Origin of the sequence: Pseudoduganella flava (assembly GCF_007830495.1) — a bacterium.
In the GTDB taxonomy this organism is placed as follows: domain Bacteria; phylum Pseudomonadota; class Gammaproteobacteria; order Burkholderiales; family Burkholderiaceae_D; genus Rugamonas; species Rugamonas flava.
This window is the reverse complement of the sequence record NZ_VLKW01000013.1, coordinates 166,129-182,994: the sequence shown is the minus strand read 5'-3', so window position 1 is coordinate 182,994 and position 16,866 is coordinate 166,129. Positions and strand designations below refer to the sequence as shown.

The following is a 16,866-nucleotide window of genomic DNA, read 5'->3' as shown; positions in this document are numbered from 1 at the left end:
CACTCATTTAACCGAACGGGCCGCCCGCCGCTCTTGCGTTCACGCAAGTACCCGGTGACGAGCTTGCGTCAACGCAATTGTTCTTCCCACCAAGTCTTCAATAATGGCCTCCACCATTCGGAAGGAGGACCACGATGAGACGACACCTGATCCCTTGCCTGGCCAGTGCACTGCTGCTGTCGGCATGCGCGACCAGCACCACCAACAACGCCGTGCCGCCCGCCGCCACGCTCGATGCGGCGCTGGCCGACGCCGAGCGCAGCGTCGCCGCCGGCGATGCCGACAAGGCCTACACGATCCTGCGCCATGCCGGCAGCAGCTTCCCGGCCGAGAAGGCGCCGTGGCTGCAGATCGCGCAACTGAAGTTCGACCGCGGCAGCTACGGCGACGCGATCACCAATGCCCTCGAGGCGCTGCAGCGCGATCCCGCGGACCGGCAGGGCAACAGCATCGTTGCCGTCGCCGGGCTGCGGCTGTCGACGAAGGCGGTGGCGGACCTGAGCCGGCAGAACAACCTGGGCGGCCCGCTGCGCACCGAAGCGCAGCAACTGGCGAACCTGCTGCGCTCGACGCTCGGCGAAGAAGTGCTGGTGCCGTCGAAGGCCGCCAAGCCCGTCGCGGCGAAGAAGCCGGTGCCCGTCACCGGCGGCGCGCAGGTGCGCAAGAACACGTCCAACCAAGCCAACAGCGCCGATCCGTTCGGCGCGCTGAAATAGGAGCGACCATGGCCAAGAACGGCGACAGCGTGCAGAAGCGCCTGAACAAGGTGCGGCCGCCCCGGGTGCAGATGACCTACGACGTCGAGATCGGCGACGCGATCGAGAACAAGGAACTGCCCTTCGTGCTGGGCGTGATCGGCGACTACGGTGGCAACTCGGAGAAGGAGCAGAAGCGGCTGAAGGACCGCCGCTTCGTCAACGTCGACAACGACAACTTCGACGAAGTGCTTGCCGGCGTCGAGCCGGTCGCGCTGGTGCAGGCGCCGAACCGGCTGACGGGCGATGGCGATCTGCGCGTCGAGCTGCGCTTCCGCTCGATGGCGGACTTCCGCCCCGAGGCGATCGTGCGGCAGGTGGAGCCGCTGGCGAAGCTGCTCGAGGCGCGCGGCAAGCTGGCCGACCTGCGCAACAAGCTGGCCGGCAATGACAAGCTGGAAGACATCCTCACCGACGTGCTGCAGAACACCGAGCAGCTGGCGCAATTCAAATCCCCGACCCCGGAGGAATGACATGTCCGCTCAACTGCAAGCAGTGGCGCTGCCCGTCGTCACGGATGGCGCGGCGCTGCTGGACGAGATCGTCGAACGCAGCAAGGTCGCCAAGTCCAGCGCCGAGCATGCGCGCGCCAAGGACATCATCGGCGAGCTGGTGAACCAGGTGCTGAAAGGCACGGTGATCGTGTCGCACAACCTGTCGGCAACGATCGACCGCCGCGTGGCGGAGCTGGACCGGCTGATCTCCGAGCAGCTGTCCGCGATCATGCATGCGCCGGCGTTCCAGAAGCTCGAGCAGAGCTGGACGGGCCTGCACTACCTGGTGCGCAACACGGCCACCGGGCCGGGCCTGAAGGTGCGCATGCTGAACGCGACCAAGCGCGAACTGGTGCGCGACTTCCAGAGCGCGCTGGAGTTCGACCAGAGCGCCATGTTCAAGAAGGTGTACGAGGAGGAGTTCGGCACCTTCGGCGGCGCGCCGTATGCCGCGCTGCTGGGCGACTTCGAGATCTCGCGCCAGCCGGAAGACATGTACCTGATCGAGCAAATGTCGCACGTGGCCGCCGCCGCGCATGCACCATTTGTCACGGCCGCGTCGCCCGAGCTGTTCGGCCTCGAAGGCTTCGGCGACCTGGGCAAGCCGCGCGACCTGGCCAAGGTCTTCGACACGATGGAGTATGCGAAGTGGAAGGCGTTCCGCGAATCGGAGGATGCGCGCTACGTGGGCCTGACGTTGCCGCGCTTCCTGGGGCGGCTGCCGTTCAACCCGGTCGACGGCACCACCGTCGACGGTTTCAATTTCGTCGAGGAGGTCGACGGCACGGACCACGGTAAATACCTGTGGTGTAACGCCGCCTACGCGTTCGGCGCCAAGCTGACCAAGGCTTTCGAGGAATTCGGCTGGTGCGCGGCCATTCGCGGCGTCGAGGGCGGCGGTCTCGTGGACGACCTGCCGACGCACACGTTCAAGACGGACGAAGGCGAGGTCGCGCTGAAATGCCCGACCGAGGTCGCCATCACCGACCGGCGCGAGAAGGAACTATCGGACCAGGGCTTCATCTCGCTGGTGCATTGCAAGAACACCGCGTACGCCGCGTTCTTCGGCGCGCAGTCGGCCCAGAAGGCGCGCCGCTACAGCAGCGAAGCGGCCAACGCGAATGCCGTGCTGTCGTCGCAGCTGCAGTACATCTTTGCCGTCTCCCGGATCGCGCACTACATGAAGGCCATGATGCGCGACAAGATCGGCAGCTTCGCCTCCGCGGCGAACGTCGAGGACTTCCTGAACCGCTGGCTGATGAAGTACGTGCTGCTCGACGATAACGCGAGCCAGGAACAGAAGGCGCAATTCCCGCTGCGCGAAGCGTCAGTGCAGGTGCACGAGGTGCCGGGCCGCCCGGGCGTGTACCGCGCCGTCAGCTTCCTGCGGCCGCACTTCCAGCTCGACGAGCTTACCGTCTCGCTCCGCCTCGTGGCGGAACTGCCGAAGACGGCCCCCTGATTCATTCCACCACCAGTAGAGGAGAGCGTAAATGGCAATCGACGTCTATCTGTACATTGACGGCATCAAAGGGGAGTCGGCTGACGACCGGCACAAGGACTGGATCGAGTGCAAGTCGGTCAACTGGGGCGTGGAGCAGCCGAAGTCGGCCACCTCGTCGACCGGCGGCGGCCACACGGCGGAACGCTGCCAGCACCACGACATCGTCATGACCAAGCTGGCCGACCTGGCGTCGCCACTGCTGCTGCAAACCTGTTCGGCCGGCCGCACGATCCCGAAGGCGAAGTTCGAGTTCATGCGTGCCGACGCGATGGGCGAGCGCGTCAAGTATTACGAGATCGAGATCGAGAACGTGCTGATCGGCGAGGTGTCCCCGTCCGTCGAAGAGGGCGACATCATGACCGAATCGGTCTCGTTGAAGTTCTCGAAGGTGCGCTGGCGCTACACGCAGCAGAAGATCTCCGGCGGCGCGGGCGGTAACACGTCCGGCGGCTGGGACCTGGCCGCGAACCGCATCGTCTGATTTGCGACGGCGACTTTGGCCGCGGTATCCCCGCGGCCTTTTTTTTGGAGAGCGACATGAACGGCCACACGCCCAGCCTGTTCGACCGGCTGCTGGGGGACCGCGGCTATGGTCCCCGGATGACGCTGGAACAACTGAAGGACGCCGTCGCACGCGACCTGGAAGACCTGCTGAACACGCGCATGGCGCTGCCCGAGGAGATGCTGGCGGCGTGGCCCGAATGCGCCGCGTCGATCCTCAGCTATGGACTGATCGACATCGCCGGCATGTGCCTGTCCAGCAGCGGCGACCGCGAACGCATCTGCGCCAGCCTGCGCGCAGCCATCGAGCGCCATGAGCCGCGGCTGCGCAACGTGCAGGCGCACGTCGAGCTGGCGGCCGGCACGGTCAACCGCATCAACTTCGTCATCACCGGTGTGCTGCACGCGCCGGGCGTGACGGAACCCATCAATTTCGACGCGGTGCTGCAGCCGTCGACGCTGCATTACTCGATCCGCCGCAACGCGAGGGGAAGCGCATGAACAACCTGAAAACGCTGATCGGCAAGCTGAACGACGTTACGCGGCAGGCCGCGACGCGCGCCGCCAACCTGTGCCTGGGCATGGGCCATTACGAAGTCGATCTCGAACACCTGTTCCTCGCGTTGCTCGAGGAGCCGCGCAGCGACCTGGTGGCGATCGCGCGCCGTAGCGGCGTCGGCACGGATGCGTTGGAGGCGGACCTGCGCGCCGAGCTGGCGAAGTTCGAGTCCGGCGGCAGCCGCGTCCCCGTGTTCTCGCGCCACCTGCCGCCGCTGCTCGAACATGCGTGGCTGGTCGCGTCGCTGGGCGCGCAGCCGGCGCCGATCCGCAGCGCGCACCTGCTGCTGGCGTTGCTGACCGAGCCCGAACTGGCGCAGCTCGCGCACCGCGCCTCGCCGCTGTTCGCGCGCTTCCCCGTCGACGAGTTGAAGCACAACCTGGACCGGCTCGCGCAAGGCTCGGCCGAGGAACCGGTGGTGGCCACGCGCGAGGACAGCTCGCCGGGCGATTCCGTGCAACAGCTGTGCGCGAAGACACCCGCGCTGGACCAGTTCACGACGAACCTGACGCAGCTGGCGCGCGAGGGCCGCATCGATCCGGTCGTCGGCCGCGAGGCGGAGATCCGCCAGGCCGTCGACATCCTGATGCGCCGGCGCCAGAACAATCCGATCCTGACGGGCGAGGCCGGGGTGGGCAAGACGGCCGTCGTGGAAGGCCTGGCGCTGCGCATCGCCGAGGGCACCGTGCCGGAAGTGCTGCAGGGCGTGCAGATCCACACGCTCGACATGGGCCTCTTGCAGGCCGGCGCCAGCGTCAAGGGCGAGTTCGAGAGCCGGCTGAAGAACGTCATCGCGGAAGTGCGGAAAAGCCCGCACCCGATCGTGCTGTTCATCGACGAGGCGCATACGATGATCAGCGCCGGCGGTCAGGCGGGCCAGAACGATGCCGCGAACCTGCTGAAGCCCGCGCTGGCGCGCGGCGAACTGCGCACGATCGCCGCCACCACGTGGAGCGAGTACAAGAAGTATTTCGAGAAGGATGCCGCGCTGGCGCGCCGCTTCCAGGTCGTCAAGGTCGACGAGCCGGACGAAGCCACCGCCTGCGCGATGCTGCGCGCGATGGCGCCGCTGATGGAAAAGCACTTCAACATCCGCGTGCTGGATGAGGCGATCGTCGACGCCGTGCGGCTGTCGCACCGCTACATCAGCGGCCGGCAGCTGCCGGATAAGGCGATCGGCGTGCTCGATACCGCGTGCGCGCAGGTCGCGCTGGGCCAGAGCACCGTGCCGGCCCAGCTGGAAGGCTGCAACCGCCGGCTGGCCGCGCTGGCGGCCGAGATCGCGGCGCTGGAGCGCGATGTGCAGGAAGGCTGCATCGGGGACCACGGCGGCAACCGCTTGCCGGCGCTGCGCGACGAGCGCGGCAACCTGCAGGCGCGCCATGCGGAACTGGCGGTGCGCTGGGAACGCGAGAAGACGCTGGGCGCGCGCATCCGCCGCCTGCGCGGCACGCAGGCCAACTTTGCCGACGCGGCCGAGGCGCGCGCCGCCGAGGAGGAACTGCGCGCGCTGCAGGGCGACGCGCCGATGGTGCCGCTGCAGGTCGATGCCGCCACGGTGGCCGGCGTCGTCTCCGGCTGGACCGGCATTCCGCTGGGCCGCATGATCAAGGACGAAATCGATACGGTGCGCCAGCTGCACCTGCTGCTGGGCAGCCGCATCCTGGGGCAGGCGCACGCGATCGCCGCCGTCGCGCAGCGCGTGCGCACGGCGCGCGCCAACCTGGACGATCCGAACAAGCCGCAGGGCGTGTTCCTGTTCGTCGGCCCGTCCGGCGTCGGCAAGACGGAGATGGCACTGGCGTTGGCGGACCTGCTGTATGGCGGCGAGCGCAAGCTCGTGACGATCAATATGAGCGAATACCAGGAAGCGCACAGCGTGTCGGGCCTGAAAGGCTCGCCGCCCGGCTACGTCGGCTATGGCGAGGGCGGGGTGCTGACGGAGGCGGTGCGCCGCAATCCGTACAGCGTCGTGCTGCTCGACGAGATCGAGAAGGCCCACCCGGACGTGACGGAGCTGTTCTTCCAGGTGTTCGACAAGGGGGTGATGGAAGATGCGGAAGGGCGCGAAGTGGACTTTCGCAACACGATCGTCATCGCCACGTCGAACGCCGGGTCGGCCACGATCATGCAGGCGTGCCTGAACGAGACGCCGGCCGAACTGCCGTCGCCCGCGCAGCTGTACGAAATGGTCCGCCCGCAGCTGATGAAGCACTTCAAGCCGGCGTTCCTGGGCCGCATGCAGGCCGTGCCGTTCTACCCGCTGGCCGACGACGTGCTCTCCGGGATCATCGAGGCCAAGCTGGCGCGCATCGCCGCGCGCATGCGCGACAACCACCACGCCGAGTTCACGTGGGACGGCGCGCTCGTCGAGGCGGTGCTGGCGCGCTGCACCGAGGTCGATTCGGGCGCGCGCAACGTCGACAACATCCTGAACGGCACGCTGCTGCCGGAGATCGCCGATGCCGTGCTGGCGCGCATGGCCGAAGGCGGCGCCATCGCCCGCATCAAGGCCGGCGCCACGCGCCAAGGACAGTTCCGCTACACCATCCGCTAGAGGAGAGAACCATGCTCGATATCGACCAGCTGCTCGTTCCGATCAGCGTCACCCAGGCCTGCGGCGAAGACCTGGGCTTTTCCGCCGAAGTGGACACCATCGCCAATGCCCGCCGCCACGACGACCCCGCGCTGGACCAGGGCGAATGGGTCGAGACGGTCAAGCAGGCCGACTGGCCGTTCGTGGCCACGCATTGCGAACGCCTGATCCGCCAGCGCAGCAAGGACCTGCGCCTGGCCGTCTGGCTCGCCGAGGCGCACGCGAAGACGCGTCACTTCCGCGGCCTGGGCGACGGCTACACGCTGCTGGCGCGCCTGTGCGAGCGCTTCTGGGACGGCCTGTACCCGTGCGCCGAAGATGGCGACCAGGAGCAGCGCATCGGCAACCTGTTCTGGCTGCTGACCCGGTCGCCGCAGCTGGTCAAGGAAATCCCGCTGACGGAAGACGGCAGCGTGTCGCTGGCCGATTTCGACGCGGCCCGGCAGCGGGCCGCCAACGTGCCGGATGTGGACGAATGGGGCAACCGTCCCACGGCCGACGGCCCGACGGTCGAGGAACTCGACGCGCGCCGGCGCCGCAACTCGGAAGGGTTCAACGCCACGTTGCTGGCCGACGCGCGCTACTGCCTGCAGGCGCTGCAGACGCTGGAACAGGCGGTGGACAACCGGCTGGGTGTCGACGGCCCCAGCTTCGGCGCCGCGCGCGAAGCGGTGCAGCACGCGATCGATTTCATCGGCCTGCTGGCGCCCGCCGCGCCGGCCGCCGTCGCAGGCAATGCGGGCGATGTGGCGGCCGTTCCGACCGCGCAGCCGAGCGCACGGGGCGACGGCACCATCGCGTCGCGCCAGCAGGCGATCGAGCAGCTGCGCAAGGTGGCCGAGTACTTCCGCCGCACCGAGCCGCACAGCCCCGTGGCTTATCTGGCCGACAAGGCCGCCGAGTGGGCCGGCATGCCACTTCATCAATGGCTGCGCGCCGTCGTCAAGGACCCCGGTCAGCTGGCCCAGCTCGACGAGCTGCTGGGCACTGTGGCGCCGGTGTCGGAGAGCTGAAACAAAGCGCCGCGTTCCGCTTGCATTCTCTCTGCATTGTGGGCAGACTGGCTCCAAGGGAGTAATGCTTAGGAGCAATTATGAACGTGCGGATCGGAACGCGGCTGGGTCTTGGCTTCGCGGTGGTGCTCGTGTTGTTGGCGGCGATGACCGCGATCGGCGTGCTGCGCATGCAGAGCGCCAGCCGGCTGACGCAGGAACTGGTGGACCAGCGGGTGCACAACGAGCGCCTGATGGCCGAGTGGAACAAGATCATCGAAGTGAATGCGGCGCGCACGATCGCCGCCTTCCACGCGACCGATCCGGCCGACCAGAAGGCGATCGAGGCCACGATGGCCGCGTCGTCGAAGCGCGCCACCGAGATCCAGGACCTGCTGGGCAGTACGCTCTCGGATGACGCCTCGCGCCGCGGCCACGCGGCCGTCATGGCGGCCCGCAAGAACTACACGGGCACGCGGAAGACGATGCTGACGGCGAAATCCGGCGGCGACATGGCGGCCGCGCAGCGCATCTACGCGGGTGACCTGAACACGACTCGCGAGGCCTACCTGGCCGCGCTGGCAAGCTTGCTGAAAACGCAGCAGGACGCCCTCGACGCGACGGCCATCGAAATCCATGGCAATTACGAATCGGGCCGCAACCTGCTGATCGCACTGGGCGTCAGCGCGATCGTCATCGGCGTGCTGCTGGCATGGCGCATCACGCGCACGATCACCGAACCGCTGCGCCAGGCCGTGCGCGTGGCCGAGAACGTATCATCGGGCGACCTGACGAGCGATATCGACGTCGGCAGCAGCGATGAAACGGGCCAGCTGATGCGCGCATTGCAGAAGATGAACGGCAGCCTGATGACGATCGTGGGCCAGGTGCGCAACGGCACCGAGACGATCACCACGGCGTCGTCCGAGATCGCGGCCGGCAACCTGGACCTGTCGTCGCGCACCGAGCAGCAGGCCACGTCGCTGCAGCACACGGCGGCAACGATGGACGAACTGACGTCGGCCGTGCGTTCGAACGCGGACAATGCCCGCCACGCGCGCGAGCTGGCCGATGGTGCGGCCAGCATCGCGGGGCAGGGCGGTGCGGTCGTCGCCGATGTCGTGCGCACGATGGAGGAAATCAACGCGTCGTCCAGCCGTATCGTCGACATCATCTCCGTCATCGACAGCATCGCCTTCCAGACCAATATCCTGGCGCTGAACGCGGCCGTGGAAGCGGCGCGGGCCGGCGAGCAGGGCCGCGGCTTCGCCGTCGTCGCCTCCGAAGTGCGCGCGTTGGCGGGCCGCTCGGCCGCCGCGGCGAAGGAGATCAAGGAACTGATCGGCGATTCGGTGCAGAAGGTGCAGGCCGGTACGGCGCTGGCCGACCGCGCGGGCGCGACGATGGGCGACATCGTCGGCGCGATCGACCGCGTCACGCAGATCATGAGCCAGATCGCCGATGCCAGCGCCCAGCAGCAAAGTGGCATCGAGCAGGTGAACGTGGCGATCACGCAGATGGACCAGGTCACGCAACAGAACGCTGCGCTGGTCGAGGAGGCTGCCGCGGCGGCCGAGGCGATGCAGGAACAGTCGGCGCGGCTGGCCGATGCGGTGGCCGTCTTCCGGCTCGACACGCAGCCGCCGCACCGCCGCCGCGAGGATCATCGCCTCGCGCTGAGCGCCGCCTGACGGCGCTTGCCCGGCGCTGCCGGGCGGCGGCTACAATGCGGGCATGAACGTCAAACGCGCCACGTGCGCCACCTGCCTGCGCGCGGCCAGCGCCTGCATCTGCCGCTGGGTCCAGCCGGTCGCCGGCGCCACCCGTGTGCTGATCCTGCAACACCCGCTGGAAGTGGCGAACGCGAAGAACAGCGCGCGCCTGTTGCATCTGTGCCTGCCGGGCAGCACGCTGGCCGTCGGCGAAACCTTCACGGAAGAACAGCTGGCCGCGCTGCTGGCCGGGCCGCGCCGGCCCGTGCTGCTGTACCCCGACACCCCCGATGCGCCGGCAGCCACGTTCGACCCGGCGCCGGGCGCGGACGTGCTGCTCGTCGTGCTCGATGCCACGTGGCGCAAAAGCCGCAAGATGCTGCACCTGAATCCCGCGCTGCGCGCATTGCCGCGCCTCGCGTTGCGCGACGTGCCGGCGTCGCACTACCTGATCCGCAAGGCGCACAAGCCGGGCCAGCTGTCCACGCTGGAAGCGACGGCGTATGCGCTGGCCCAGCTGGAGAACGATGCGGCGCGCTATGCGCCGCTGATCGATGCGTTCGATGGATTCGTCGGGCAGGTGCAGGCCACCGAGGCGCTGCACCGCGCGCCTTCAGCCGATCGATCAGCTGATCAGCTTTAGGCCGGGCGGCAGCGCGTCGCCGAACATGCGCTGTTCGCTGGCCTGGTCGAGTTCGACGACGTCGCGCACCATCGCGCTCCACGTCGGCGGCGCATTGGCCGCGGCCAGGCGGCGCAGCACCTCGTCGCGCAGCACTGGATCGATGTCGCGCGAGCGGTCGCCCGTCATCCGCGCCAGGTGCGCCGCGGCGAAGCCGGCCGGTTCGATCTTCTTCCAGTCCAGCTTCAGGATCGCCGCCAGCCATGCTTCGACGGCGGCGACGGGCGCCACCTCGTGCGCGCTGCCGTGGAACGGCTGGCGCGCGCCGACGCGGCCCAGCGCCCACAGGTAGCGGGTGAAGCTGGCCGCCGCCTTCGCGTCGAATTTCGGGCCGGACGTGGGCAGCTTGACGATCGTCCCGACCATCCAGTTGCCGATCTCCGCCTTGTAGGCCGACGGGATGCGTTCCAGCGACGCGCCCAGGCGCAGCATGTCTTCCTCGCTGCCGTCGACCAGGGTGGCGGGCCGCTTGCCCCGCTCGGCGGCATCGGCCTGCAGGTTGAACGCGAAGTCGTCCAGCAGCCGCAGTTGCGCATCGGTGGCCAGGCCACCTGCCACGCGGCGCCACAACGTCCACCACTCGGCGCGTACCTGGCTGTCCTTGAAGTATTGAGCACCCGCTTCGAACAGCGCCCACAGCTGGCCGATGCGCCAGTCGTCCAGCGGGGCACCGAAGCCGGGCCGCAGGCACCAGCCGGCGAGGTTGAGCCACACGCGTTCGTGCTCGGGCGAACGGCGCCGGCCTTTCGCACGCTGCATCAGCGCGTCGAACAGGCGGCGCAGCAGCGGCGTGCTCCAGCGTTCGCGGCTGCCCAGCAGGTGTTCGAGCTGGCCGCGCAATTGCCGCACTTCGCGGCTGTCGACCTGCAGCGCCCGCGTGCCGAAGATGCGGTCGATCTTCTCGACGGCGTCGGGGAAGCGGGGCGGCGGCGGTTCCTCGTCCGGCTGCGCCGTGTCGTCCTCGCCGCGCAGCTGGAATTCCAGCAGCCAGCGCCGGCCGCTGGCCTCGTCCACGCAATGCACTTCCAGCGTGCCGACCTCGGACAACGCCGTAGCCAGGCGCACCGGGATCTCCTTGCGCACGTCGCTTTCCAGCACCGTGGCGATCGGCGGCAGTGCGACGAAGTCGGCCGGATCCAGGTCGGCCAGGTCGCCGGCACCATGGCGCAGGTCGGCCACCGTCGACACGAGGTGGAAGCGCACCGGACGGCCCAGCCGCAGCGCGAACGTGCGGTCGGCCAAGGTCACTTCGCGGCCCGGCTGCGCGCCGCGCGGCAGGATGCAGACGGCGCGGCGCGCCACGCCGGGCGACTTGTCGCCATCGAGCAGCAGGTAGTAGCTGCGCGCCGAACCGCCGGCAATCGACGGTGCGAGACCTTGCCGCGACAGCGCGTAGGCGACGGCGCCGCGGGCCACCGCCACGTCAGGGTTATCGTTGTGCAGCACGCGTGGCGAGCGAGGCACCTCCTCCTTGCGCCAGCCGGCCAGTGTGTCGGTGAGCCGCTGCGCCAGCGCGCCGGCGCGGAACACACCGCCGTTCAGCAGCAGCGTATCCGGCACGGGCAGCTCGGCGTCGGTGCCCAGCGCGGCACGCGCCGCTTGCGCATGCTGGCGCAGGAAGCCGGCGAGGTGACGCGTGACGGCCGGATCGCTGGCATACGGCAGGCCGAATTCGACGATGCCGGCGCGGGCGCGGCGGGCGTCGAGCCGTTCGGCGTTCAGCGGGAAGAAGCCGTCGACGACGACCTGCGCGACGTCGGCGCGCGTCAGCGTGACGGAGCGGCTGCCGCCGATCAGTTTCGAGCCGCTGCCCAGCAACGTCACTGTGGCCTGTTCCGGGCCATTCGGATCGAGCAGCTGTTCCTTCGCGGCGCGGCACCGTTCCGTCAACTGGGCCAGCCGGCCGGCGGACAGCCGTTGCTGGCCGTCCGGCGGGCCGAGGCGCGTTTCGGCCAGGTGGGCCAGCGCCAGGTCCATATTGTCGCCGCCGAGGATCAGGTGGTTGCCGACGCCGATCCGCTCCAGCACCGGCTCGCCATGCTCCACCGTCACCTGCACCAGCGAGAAATCGGTGGTGCCGCCGCCGACGTCCGCGACAAGCACGAGGCGCGTGTCAGCCAGTTCGCCTGCAAGGTTCGCGCGGTGGCGGTACAGCCAGTCGTACAGGGCGGCCTGCGGTTCTTCCAGCAGGCGCAATGTGCCCAGCCCGGCCAGCTTTGCGGCTTCCAGCGTCAGCGCCCGCGCGCCTTCGTCGAACGACGCGGGAATTGTCAGCACGACCTGCTGCCGTTCCAGCGGATGGGATGGGAAGCGGGCATTCCACGCATCGCGCAGGTGCGCCAGGTAGCTGGCGCTGGCGGCCACCGGCGACACCTTCGGCACGCCTTCATCGGCGCCCCATGGCAGGATCGGCGCGGTGCGGTCGACGCCCGGGTGCGACAGCCAGCTCTTGGCGCTGGTGACGAGGCGGCCGGGCACTTGCGCGCCGAGCGTGCGGGCGAGGCGCCCGATGACGACGTCTTCATCGCCGCGTGGCCACGGCAGTTGCAGTTCGCCGGGCGCCAGCTCGCCCGGTGCGGGATGGTAGCGGGCGGACGGCAGCAGCAGTGCGCCATGCACCTCGCCCGGCGCGGTCAGCTGCTCGATGTCGAACAGGCGGACTTCGGTGCTGCCGGGCGCCGCATAGGCCAGCACCGTGTTCGTGGTGCCGAGATCGATGCCGACCAGGTAAGGCGTCATTGCCCCTCGACGGCGCGCACGTCGAACTCGACCTTCCAGCGCTGGCCGTCATTGGCCACGGCCAGCAGTTCGAGCGTGCCCGCTTCGGTGGCGCGCGCATGCAGGCGCACCTGCACCACGTCGCCCGCCTGCCGGCCTTCCGGCGACAGCGTGGCCTGGATCTCGTTCAGCTCGATCAATTCGTCCGGGCCCCAGAAGTCCAGCACGTCGCCGCTCTGGTCCTGCCGGCGCGTGGACGAGCCGAAGAAGCGGAAGTGCACCGGTTCGCCGACGACGAGGCCGAACTCCTGGCCCGGCAGTTCCAGCTCGCTGCCTTCCTCCATGCCGAACGGCGCCACGCACAGCGCCTGGATCGGCGGCTCCATGCCGGGGATCGCCGGCATCGATGATTCGACGCCCACGTAGTACGAGCGCGCCGTGCCGCCGCGAATGCGCACGCCGGCACCGCGCCGCACGTAGCTGTAGTAGGCGGCGCCGCGCGCGACGGCGAGGTCGAGGTCCGCGCCGCCCAGCATGCGTGCGGCTGGCGCGCCTTCCATGTACAGCCAGTCGTTGAGCGTATCCATCACGCGCTGCGCCAGCAACGCGGACTTGAACACGCCGCCGTTGAACAGCACGGCACTTGGGTACAGGAACGTGTGGGCCGGGTTGTGGCGTTCCGCAAAGCCCGGCAGTTCGGCCGTTGCATCCTTCTGGCGGCCCAGGAAGGCGGCCAGGTGGCGCGTGATCGCAGCGTCCTGCGCATACGGCAGGCCCAGTTGCGTCAGGCCGGCACGGGTGCGCACGGCGGGGCGTGCGGAAGCTTCCACTTTCGGGAAGAAGCCGTCCGTGATGAAGGCCGTCACCTCGGCGCGCGTCAGCTCCGTGCGGATCGAGCCGCCGATCAGCTTCGAGCCGCGGCTCGGCACGACGATCGGCCACGATTCCGCGCTGGCGTCGGCCAGCAGGTTTTCCTTTGCCGCGCGGCAGCCGTACGTCAGCGCGCGCAGCTGCCATGCGTCCAGCTGCGTGCTGTTCTGCGCCAGCTTGCGCGCGACCAGGTGGGCCAGCGCCAGGTCCATATTGTCGCCGCCCAGCAGGATGTGGTCGCCGACGGCGACGCGGTGCGGTTCCAGCACGCCATCGCGTTCCAGGATCGCGATCAGCGAGAAGTCGCTGGTGCCGCCGCCCACGTCGACGACGAGGATGATGTCGCCCGGCTTGACTTCCTTGCGCCAGCGGCCTTCGCTGCCCTGGATCCAGCTGTACAGCGCTGCCTGCGGTTCTTCGAGCAGGGTGACGGCGTCATAGCCGGCGGCACGCGCCGCTTCGGCCGTCAGTTCGCGGGCGGCCGGGTCGAACGATGCGGGGATCGTCACCGTCACGGCCTGCTGCGCGAACGGCGCTTCCGGATGCGCCGCATCCCAGGCCTGGCGCAGGTGGTTCAGGTAGCGCGTTGAAGCGTCCAGCGGCGAGACGCGCGTGACTTCTTCCGGCGCGTCGTTCGGCAGGATCGCGGCGCGGCGGTCCACGCCGGGGTGGCACAGCCAGCTCTTGGCGCTCGACACGAGGCGGATCGGGGTCGTGGCGCCGCGGCTGCGCGCCATCTCGCCGGCAATCGCCTGTTCGCCGGACGTGCTCCAGGGCAGGGCCAGTTCGCCCGGCGCCAGTTCGTCGGGGTGCGGCAGGTACAGGAACGATGGCAGCAGCGGCAGCTCTTCCACCGTGCCCGGTGCCGTCAGCTGCGGCACGTTCAACACGGCTTGCTGCGTCTTCTCGCCGTCGCTGGCCGTCAGGTCCACATAGGACAACGCGCTGTGCGTCGTGCCCAGGTCGATGCCGATAGCGTAGCGACTCATTTTATCCCCGTCGCTCACAGTTCCACCTCGGCCGGTGCGAGGATCTTCGCATCGTGCGCTTCGGCCAGCTTCGGCAGGCGCACATTGGTGGCGCGCCAGCCGCGGTGGCTCAGCGTGCCCTTGAACGGCGGCTTGCCGACGACATTGCCGGTCAGGCGCACGCTGGCGGCATCGAAGCCTTCGTCCATGGTCAGGCGGCTGCCTTCGGCTTCGCCGCGTACGGGTTCGATCGTGAAGTGCTCGCGCAGCACCTTGCTGCAGCCCTCGTGCACGACGCGGGCGGCGGCGCCGATGTCGGCATCGGCGTAACCGGCCAGGTTCTCCTGCGTGAAGTCGATCAGGCGCGCCTCGCGCTGCAGCAGCGACAGCAGTTGCAGCGCGGCGTCCGGCGTCGCTTCGCGCAGGGGCGCGGCAGCGGGGACTGGTGCGGGTGCGGGGGCCGGTGCCGGCGCGGGTGCTGGTGCGGCCACGGGACCGACCTGGTCGTGTTGGTAACGCGCGGCGAATTCCGCGTTGCCCAGCGTCTTGAAGAAAGCGCTGAAGGCGAGGGGGATCCTGGCCCAGAAGGACGGGGTAGTTGTGCTCATTTTTGCTCTTGAATGGGTGCGGGGGACGCTGAAGCGCGAATCATACCAGTTGGCGAACCGGCAAGGCACGCGCGGCGGTTGCGGCGGCCAGGGAATCGGCCTAGAATACTGTACATATATACAGTTAATGTGAGCTCCACCATGCCCCCGTACGACGACGATCCCCAGGCCGAACAGGTGATGCTGCCGCCGTCCTCTCTGAAGGTGCAGAAAGGGCGCGGCGCCGTCACGAACCTGCAAGGGCGCTACGAAGCGGACGTGCGCGAAACGTTCGACGACGGCTGGGAGCGCGAGGGCGAGGAGCCGAAGGTGTGGCGCACCCACGTGACGGAGGAAACGGCGCGTTCGATCCTTTCGCGCAACCAGTCGCCGGACATTCCGTTCGGCGTGTCGCTGAACCCTTACCGCGGCTGCGAGCATGGCTGCATCTACTGCTTCGCGCGGCCCACGCACAGCTATCTTGGCCTGTCCCCGGGGCTCGATTTCGAGAGCAAGCTGTTCGCGAAAATGAATGCGCCGGAACTGCTGAAGAGCGAGATCGCCAAGGCCAGCTACACGGTCGAGCCGATCGCGCTGGGGGTCAATACGGATGCGTACCAGCCGATCGAGCGCGACTTGCGCTTGACGCGCCGCGTGCTGGAAGTGCTGCAGGAATGCGAGCACCCGGTGGGGCTGATCACGAAGTCGGCGCTGATCGAGCGCGACATCGACATCCTCGGGCCGATGGCCGAGAAGCGCCTGGCCGCGGCATCGATCACGCTGACGACGCTCGACCCGAAGATCGCCCGCACGTTGGAACCCCGTGCCGCCGCACCGGCCCGCCGGCTGCGCGCGATCCGCACGCTGACCGACGCGGGCATCCCGGTCGGCGTGTCGGTGGCGCCGATCATCCCGTTCGTCACGGAGCCGGACATCGAAAAGATCATCGAGGCGGCGCACGACGCGGGCGCCGTGATGGCGAGCTACGTGGTGCTGCGGCTGCCGTGGGAAGTCAATCCGCTGTTCAAGGAATGGCTGGAAGCGCACTTCCCGGACCGCGCGCAGCGTGTGATGAACCGCGTGCGCGACATGCGCGGCGGGAAGGACTACGACGCCACCTTCGGCACGCGGATGCACGGCGAGGGCGTGTGGGCGGACCTGATCCGCCAGCGCGTCGAGAAGGCGATCAAGCGCTGCGGCATGGAGGGAAGAGGGCGGCGCTTCAAGCAGCTCGATTGCACGCGGTTCCAGCGGCCGGTGGTGGTACCGGCGCTCGGGGCAAGGGCGAAGCGGGCCGCGGCGGCGGGGCAGATGGATTTGTTCTAGCGTGTGTCGTCAGCCAGCGCTGCCAGATACCGCTCGATCGCGAACACATGCTCATCCACATGCCCCATGCCCCTGAGCGCCTGCGCCAGGTGCAGCAGGTACTCTGCATTCGGCCCGCTCGGGCCGCGTGCCTTGGCGATGTGCCGGGCGATCTCCAGTTCGGACGCCTCGCCCAGGTACGCGGCGTTGTCCTGCCGCGCGATGTAGACGAGGCCTTCGACGTTGCCGCCGCCGTCGAACGCGATGTCGATCGGCAGGCGCAGGTAGCCGTTCTTTTCGCGGTGGTCCAGGTGGGCGAATTCTTCCGGCGTCACGAGATACGCCATGCCGTGGCAGACGGCGCCTTCCTGCCGCACCAGCGTGACGACGCGGCCGGGGGCCTCGGGCGTGCCGCGGTGGTCGTGCGAGCCTTGCCAGAAGCGGCGCACCCAGCCGGCGATGCAGGCGGGGCGGCGCTCGATGTACGGGAAGTCGGCTTTCCAGATCAGGGAGCCGTAGCCGAACAGCCACACGCTGTGGTGGCCGTCGAATTTGTCCATCGCGCGGTTGATCTCGATGGTGTTGTGCGACATGGGAGCGGGTTCGAATGCGGATGACCCGGC

14 protein-coding genes are annotated in these 16,866 nt (G+C 68.7%); 10 read left to right on the top strand and 4 right to left on the bottom strand.

What is annotated here, in order from left to right:
• Positions 1-134: 134 nt before the first annotated feature.
• From IP92_RS26565 to IP92_RS26525, 9 genes are all read left to right on the top strand, one after another.
• Entirely contained in the window at positions 135-716 is a 582-nt protein-coding gene (locus tag IP92_RS26565; protein WP_145881017.1) for a tetratricopeptide repeat protein, read from the top strand.
• 8 nt (positions 717-724) lie between these two features.
• The gene (tssB, locus tag IP92_RS26560; RefSeq protein ID WP_145881015.1) at positions 725-1,228 is read left to right on the top strand and encodes a type VI secretion system contractile sheath small subunit; all 504 of its coding nucleotides are present in this window, start codon (positions 725-727) and stop codon (positions 1,226-1,228) included.
• Between the two features lies 1 nt (position 1,229).
• Positions 1,230-2,711 carry a type VI secretion system contractile sheath large subunit gene (gene tssC / locus IP92_RS26555; protein WP_145881013.1) on the top strand — a complete coding sequence of 494 codons (1,482 nt, stop codon included), beginning with the start codon at positions 1,230-1,232 and terminating at the stop codon, positions 2,709-2,711.
• 31 nt (positions 2,712-2,742) lie between these two features.
• Positions 2,743-3,234: an Hcp family type VI secretion system effector gene (locus IP92_RS26550; RefSeq protein ID WP_145881011.1), complete on the top strand. Its 492-nt coding sequence runs from the start codon at positions 2,743-2,745 to the stop codon at positions 3,232-3,234.
• A gap of 56 nt (positions 3,235-3,290) precedes the next feature.
• The gene (tssE, locus tag IP92_RS26545) at positions 3,291-3,755 is read left to right on the top strand and encodes a type VI secretion system baseplate subunit TssE (protein ID WP_145881009.1); all 465 of its coding nucleotides are present in this window, start codon (positions 3,291-3,293) and stop codon (positions 3,753-3,755) included.
• Positions 3,752-6,370, top strand: a complete 2,619-nt coding sequence (tssH, locus tag IP92_RS26540; protein WP_145881007.1) for a type VI secretion system ATPase TssH — start codon at positions 3,752-3,754, stop codon at positions 6,368-6,370. The genes tssE and tssH overlap by 4 nt, the downstream gene beginning before the upstream one ends.
• An 11-nt stretch (positions 6,371-6,381) precedes the next feature.
• Positions 6,382-7,422 carry a type VI secretion system protein TssA gene (tssA, locus tag IP92_RS26535; RefSeq protein ID WP_145881006.1) on the top strand — a complete coding sequence of 347 codons (1,041 nt, stop codon included), beginning with the start codon at positions 6,382-6,384 and terminating at the stop codon, positions 7,420-7,422.
• An 80-nt stretch (positions 7,423-7,502) separates the two neighbouring features.
• Positions 7,503-9,092, top strand: a complete 1,590-nt coding sequence (locus tag IP92_RS26530) for a methyl-accepting chemotaxis protein (protein WP_145881004.1) — start codon at positions 7,503-7,505, stop codon at positions 9,090-9,092.
• 43 nt (positions 9,093-9,135) lie between these two features.
• A complete protein-coding gene (locus IP92_RS26525) occupies positions 9,136-9,756 on the top strand; it encodes a tRNA-uridine aminocarboxypropyltransferase (RefSeq protein ID WP_145881002.1) in 621 nt (206 codons plus the stop codon).
• Here the strand turns inward: IP92_RS26525 and IP92_RS26520 are convergent.
• From IP92_RS26520 to IP92_RS26510, 3 genes are read right to left on the bottom strand one after another with little or no spacing between them, the layout of a single operon-like run.
• A complete protein-coding gene (locus IP92_RS26520) occupies positions 9,739-12,534 on the bottom strand; it encodes an Hsp70 family protein (protein WP_145881000.1) in 2,796 nt (931 codons plus the stop codon). The genes IP92_RS26525 and IP92_RS26520 overlap by 18 nt on opposite strands.
• A complete protein-coding gene (locus IP92_RS26515; protein WP_145880998.1) occupies positions 12,531-14,372 on the bottom strand; it encodes an Hsp70 family protein in 1,842 nt (613 codons plus the stop codon). Before IP92_RS26515 ends, IP92_RS26520 begins: the two co-directional genes overlap by 4 nt.
• A 14-nt stretch (positions 14,373-14,386) precedes the next feature.
• A complete protein-coding gene (locus tag IP92_RS26510) occupies positions 14,387-14,959 on the bottom strand; it encodes a DUF2760 domain-containing protein (protein ID WP_145880996.1) in 573 nt (190 codons plus the stop codon).
• A 141-nt stretch (positions 14,960-15,100) separates the two neighbouring features.
• Between IP92_RS26510 and IP92_RS26505 the strand changes: the two genes are divergently transcribed.
• A complete protein-coding gene (locus IP92_RS26505; RefSeq protein ID WP_371860986.1) occupies positions 15,101-16,264 on the top strand; it encodes a PA0069 family radical SAM protein in 1,164 nt (387 codons plus the stop codon).
• Here IP92_RS26505 and IP92_RS26500 read toward each other — a convergent pair.
• Positions 16,261-16,836, bottom strand: a complete 576-nt coding sequence (locus IP92_RS26500) for a gamma-glutamylcyclotransferase (RefSeq protein ID WP_145880994.1) — start codon at positions 16,834-16,836, stop codon at positions 16,261-16,263. The two genes, IP92_RS26505 and IP92_RS26500, sit on opposite strands and share 4 nt — an antisense overlap.
• Positions 16,837-16,866: the final 30 nt, after the last annotated feature.

What these genes read in the sequence shown, in the direction of transcription:
- tssB (WP_145881015.1), top strand. Translation starts at nt 725, where the DNA reads ATGGCCAAGAACGGCGACAGCGTGCAGAAGCGCCTGAACAAGGTGCGG.
- tssA (WP_145881006.1), top strand. Translation starts at nt 6,382, where the DNA reads ATGCTCGATATCGACCAGCTGCTCGTTCCGATCAGCGTCACCCAGGCC.
- IP92_RS26500 (WP_145880994.1), bottom strand. Translation starts at nt 16,836, where the DNA reads ATGTCGCACAACACCATCGAGATCAACCGCGCGATGGACAAATTCGAC.
- IP92_RS26515 (WP_145880998.1), bottom strand. Translation starts at nt 14,372, where the DNA reads ATGAGTCGCTACGCTATCGGCATCGACCTGGGCACGACGCACAGCGCG.
- IP92_RS26505 (WP_371860986.1), top strand. Translation starts at nt 15,101, where the DNA reads ATGCCCCCGTACGACGACGATCCCCAGGCCGAACAGGTGATGCTGCCG.
- IP92_RS26530 (WP_145881004.1), top strand. Translation starts at nt 7,503, where the DNA reads ATGAACGTGCGGATCGGAACGCGGCTGGGTCTTGGCTTCGCGGTGGTG.
- tssH (WP_145881007.1), top strand. Translation starts at nt 3,752, where the DNA reads ATGAACAACCTGAAAACGCTGATCGGCAAGCTGAACGACGTTACGCGG.
- IP92_RS26565 (WP_145881017.1), top strand. Translation starts at nt 135, where the DNA reads ATGAGACGACACCTGATCCCTTGCCTGGCCAGTGCACTGCTGCTGTCG.
- IP92_RS26550 (WP_145881011.1), top strand. Translation starts at nt 2,743, where the DNA reads ATGGCAATCGACGTCTATCTGTACATTGACGGCATCAAAGGGGAGTCG.
- tssE (WP_145881009.1), top strand. Translation starts at nt 3,291, where the DNA reads ATGAACGGCCACACGCCCAGCCTGTTCGACCGGCTGCTGGGGGACCGC.
- IP92_RS26520 (WP_145881000.1), bottom strand. Translation starts at nt 12,534, where the DNA reads ATGACGCCTTACCTGGTCGGCATCGATCTCGGCACCACGAACACGGTG.
- tssC (WP_145881013.1), top strand. Translation starts at nt 1,230, where the DNA reads ATGTCCGCTCAACTGCAAGCAGTGGCGCTGCCCGTCGTCACGGATGGC.
- IP92_RS26525 (WP_145881002.1), top strand. Translation starts at nt 9,136, where the DNA reads ATGAACGTCAAACGCGCCACGTGCGCCACCTGCCTGCGCGCGGCCAGC.
- IP92_RS26510 (WP_145880996.1), bottom strand. Translation starts at nt 14,959, where the DNA reads ATGAGCACAACTACCCCGTCCTTCTGGGCCAGGATCCCCCTCGCCTTC.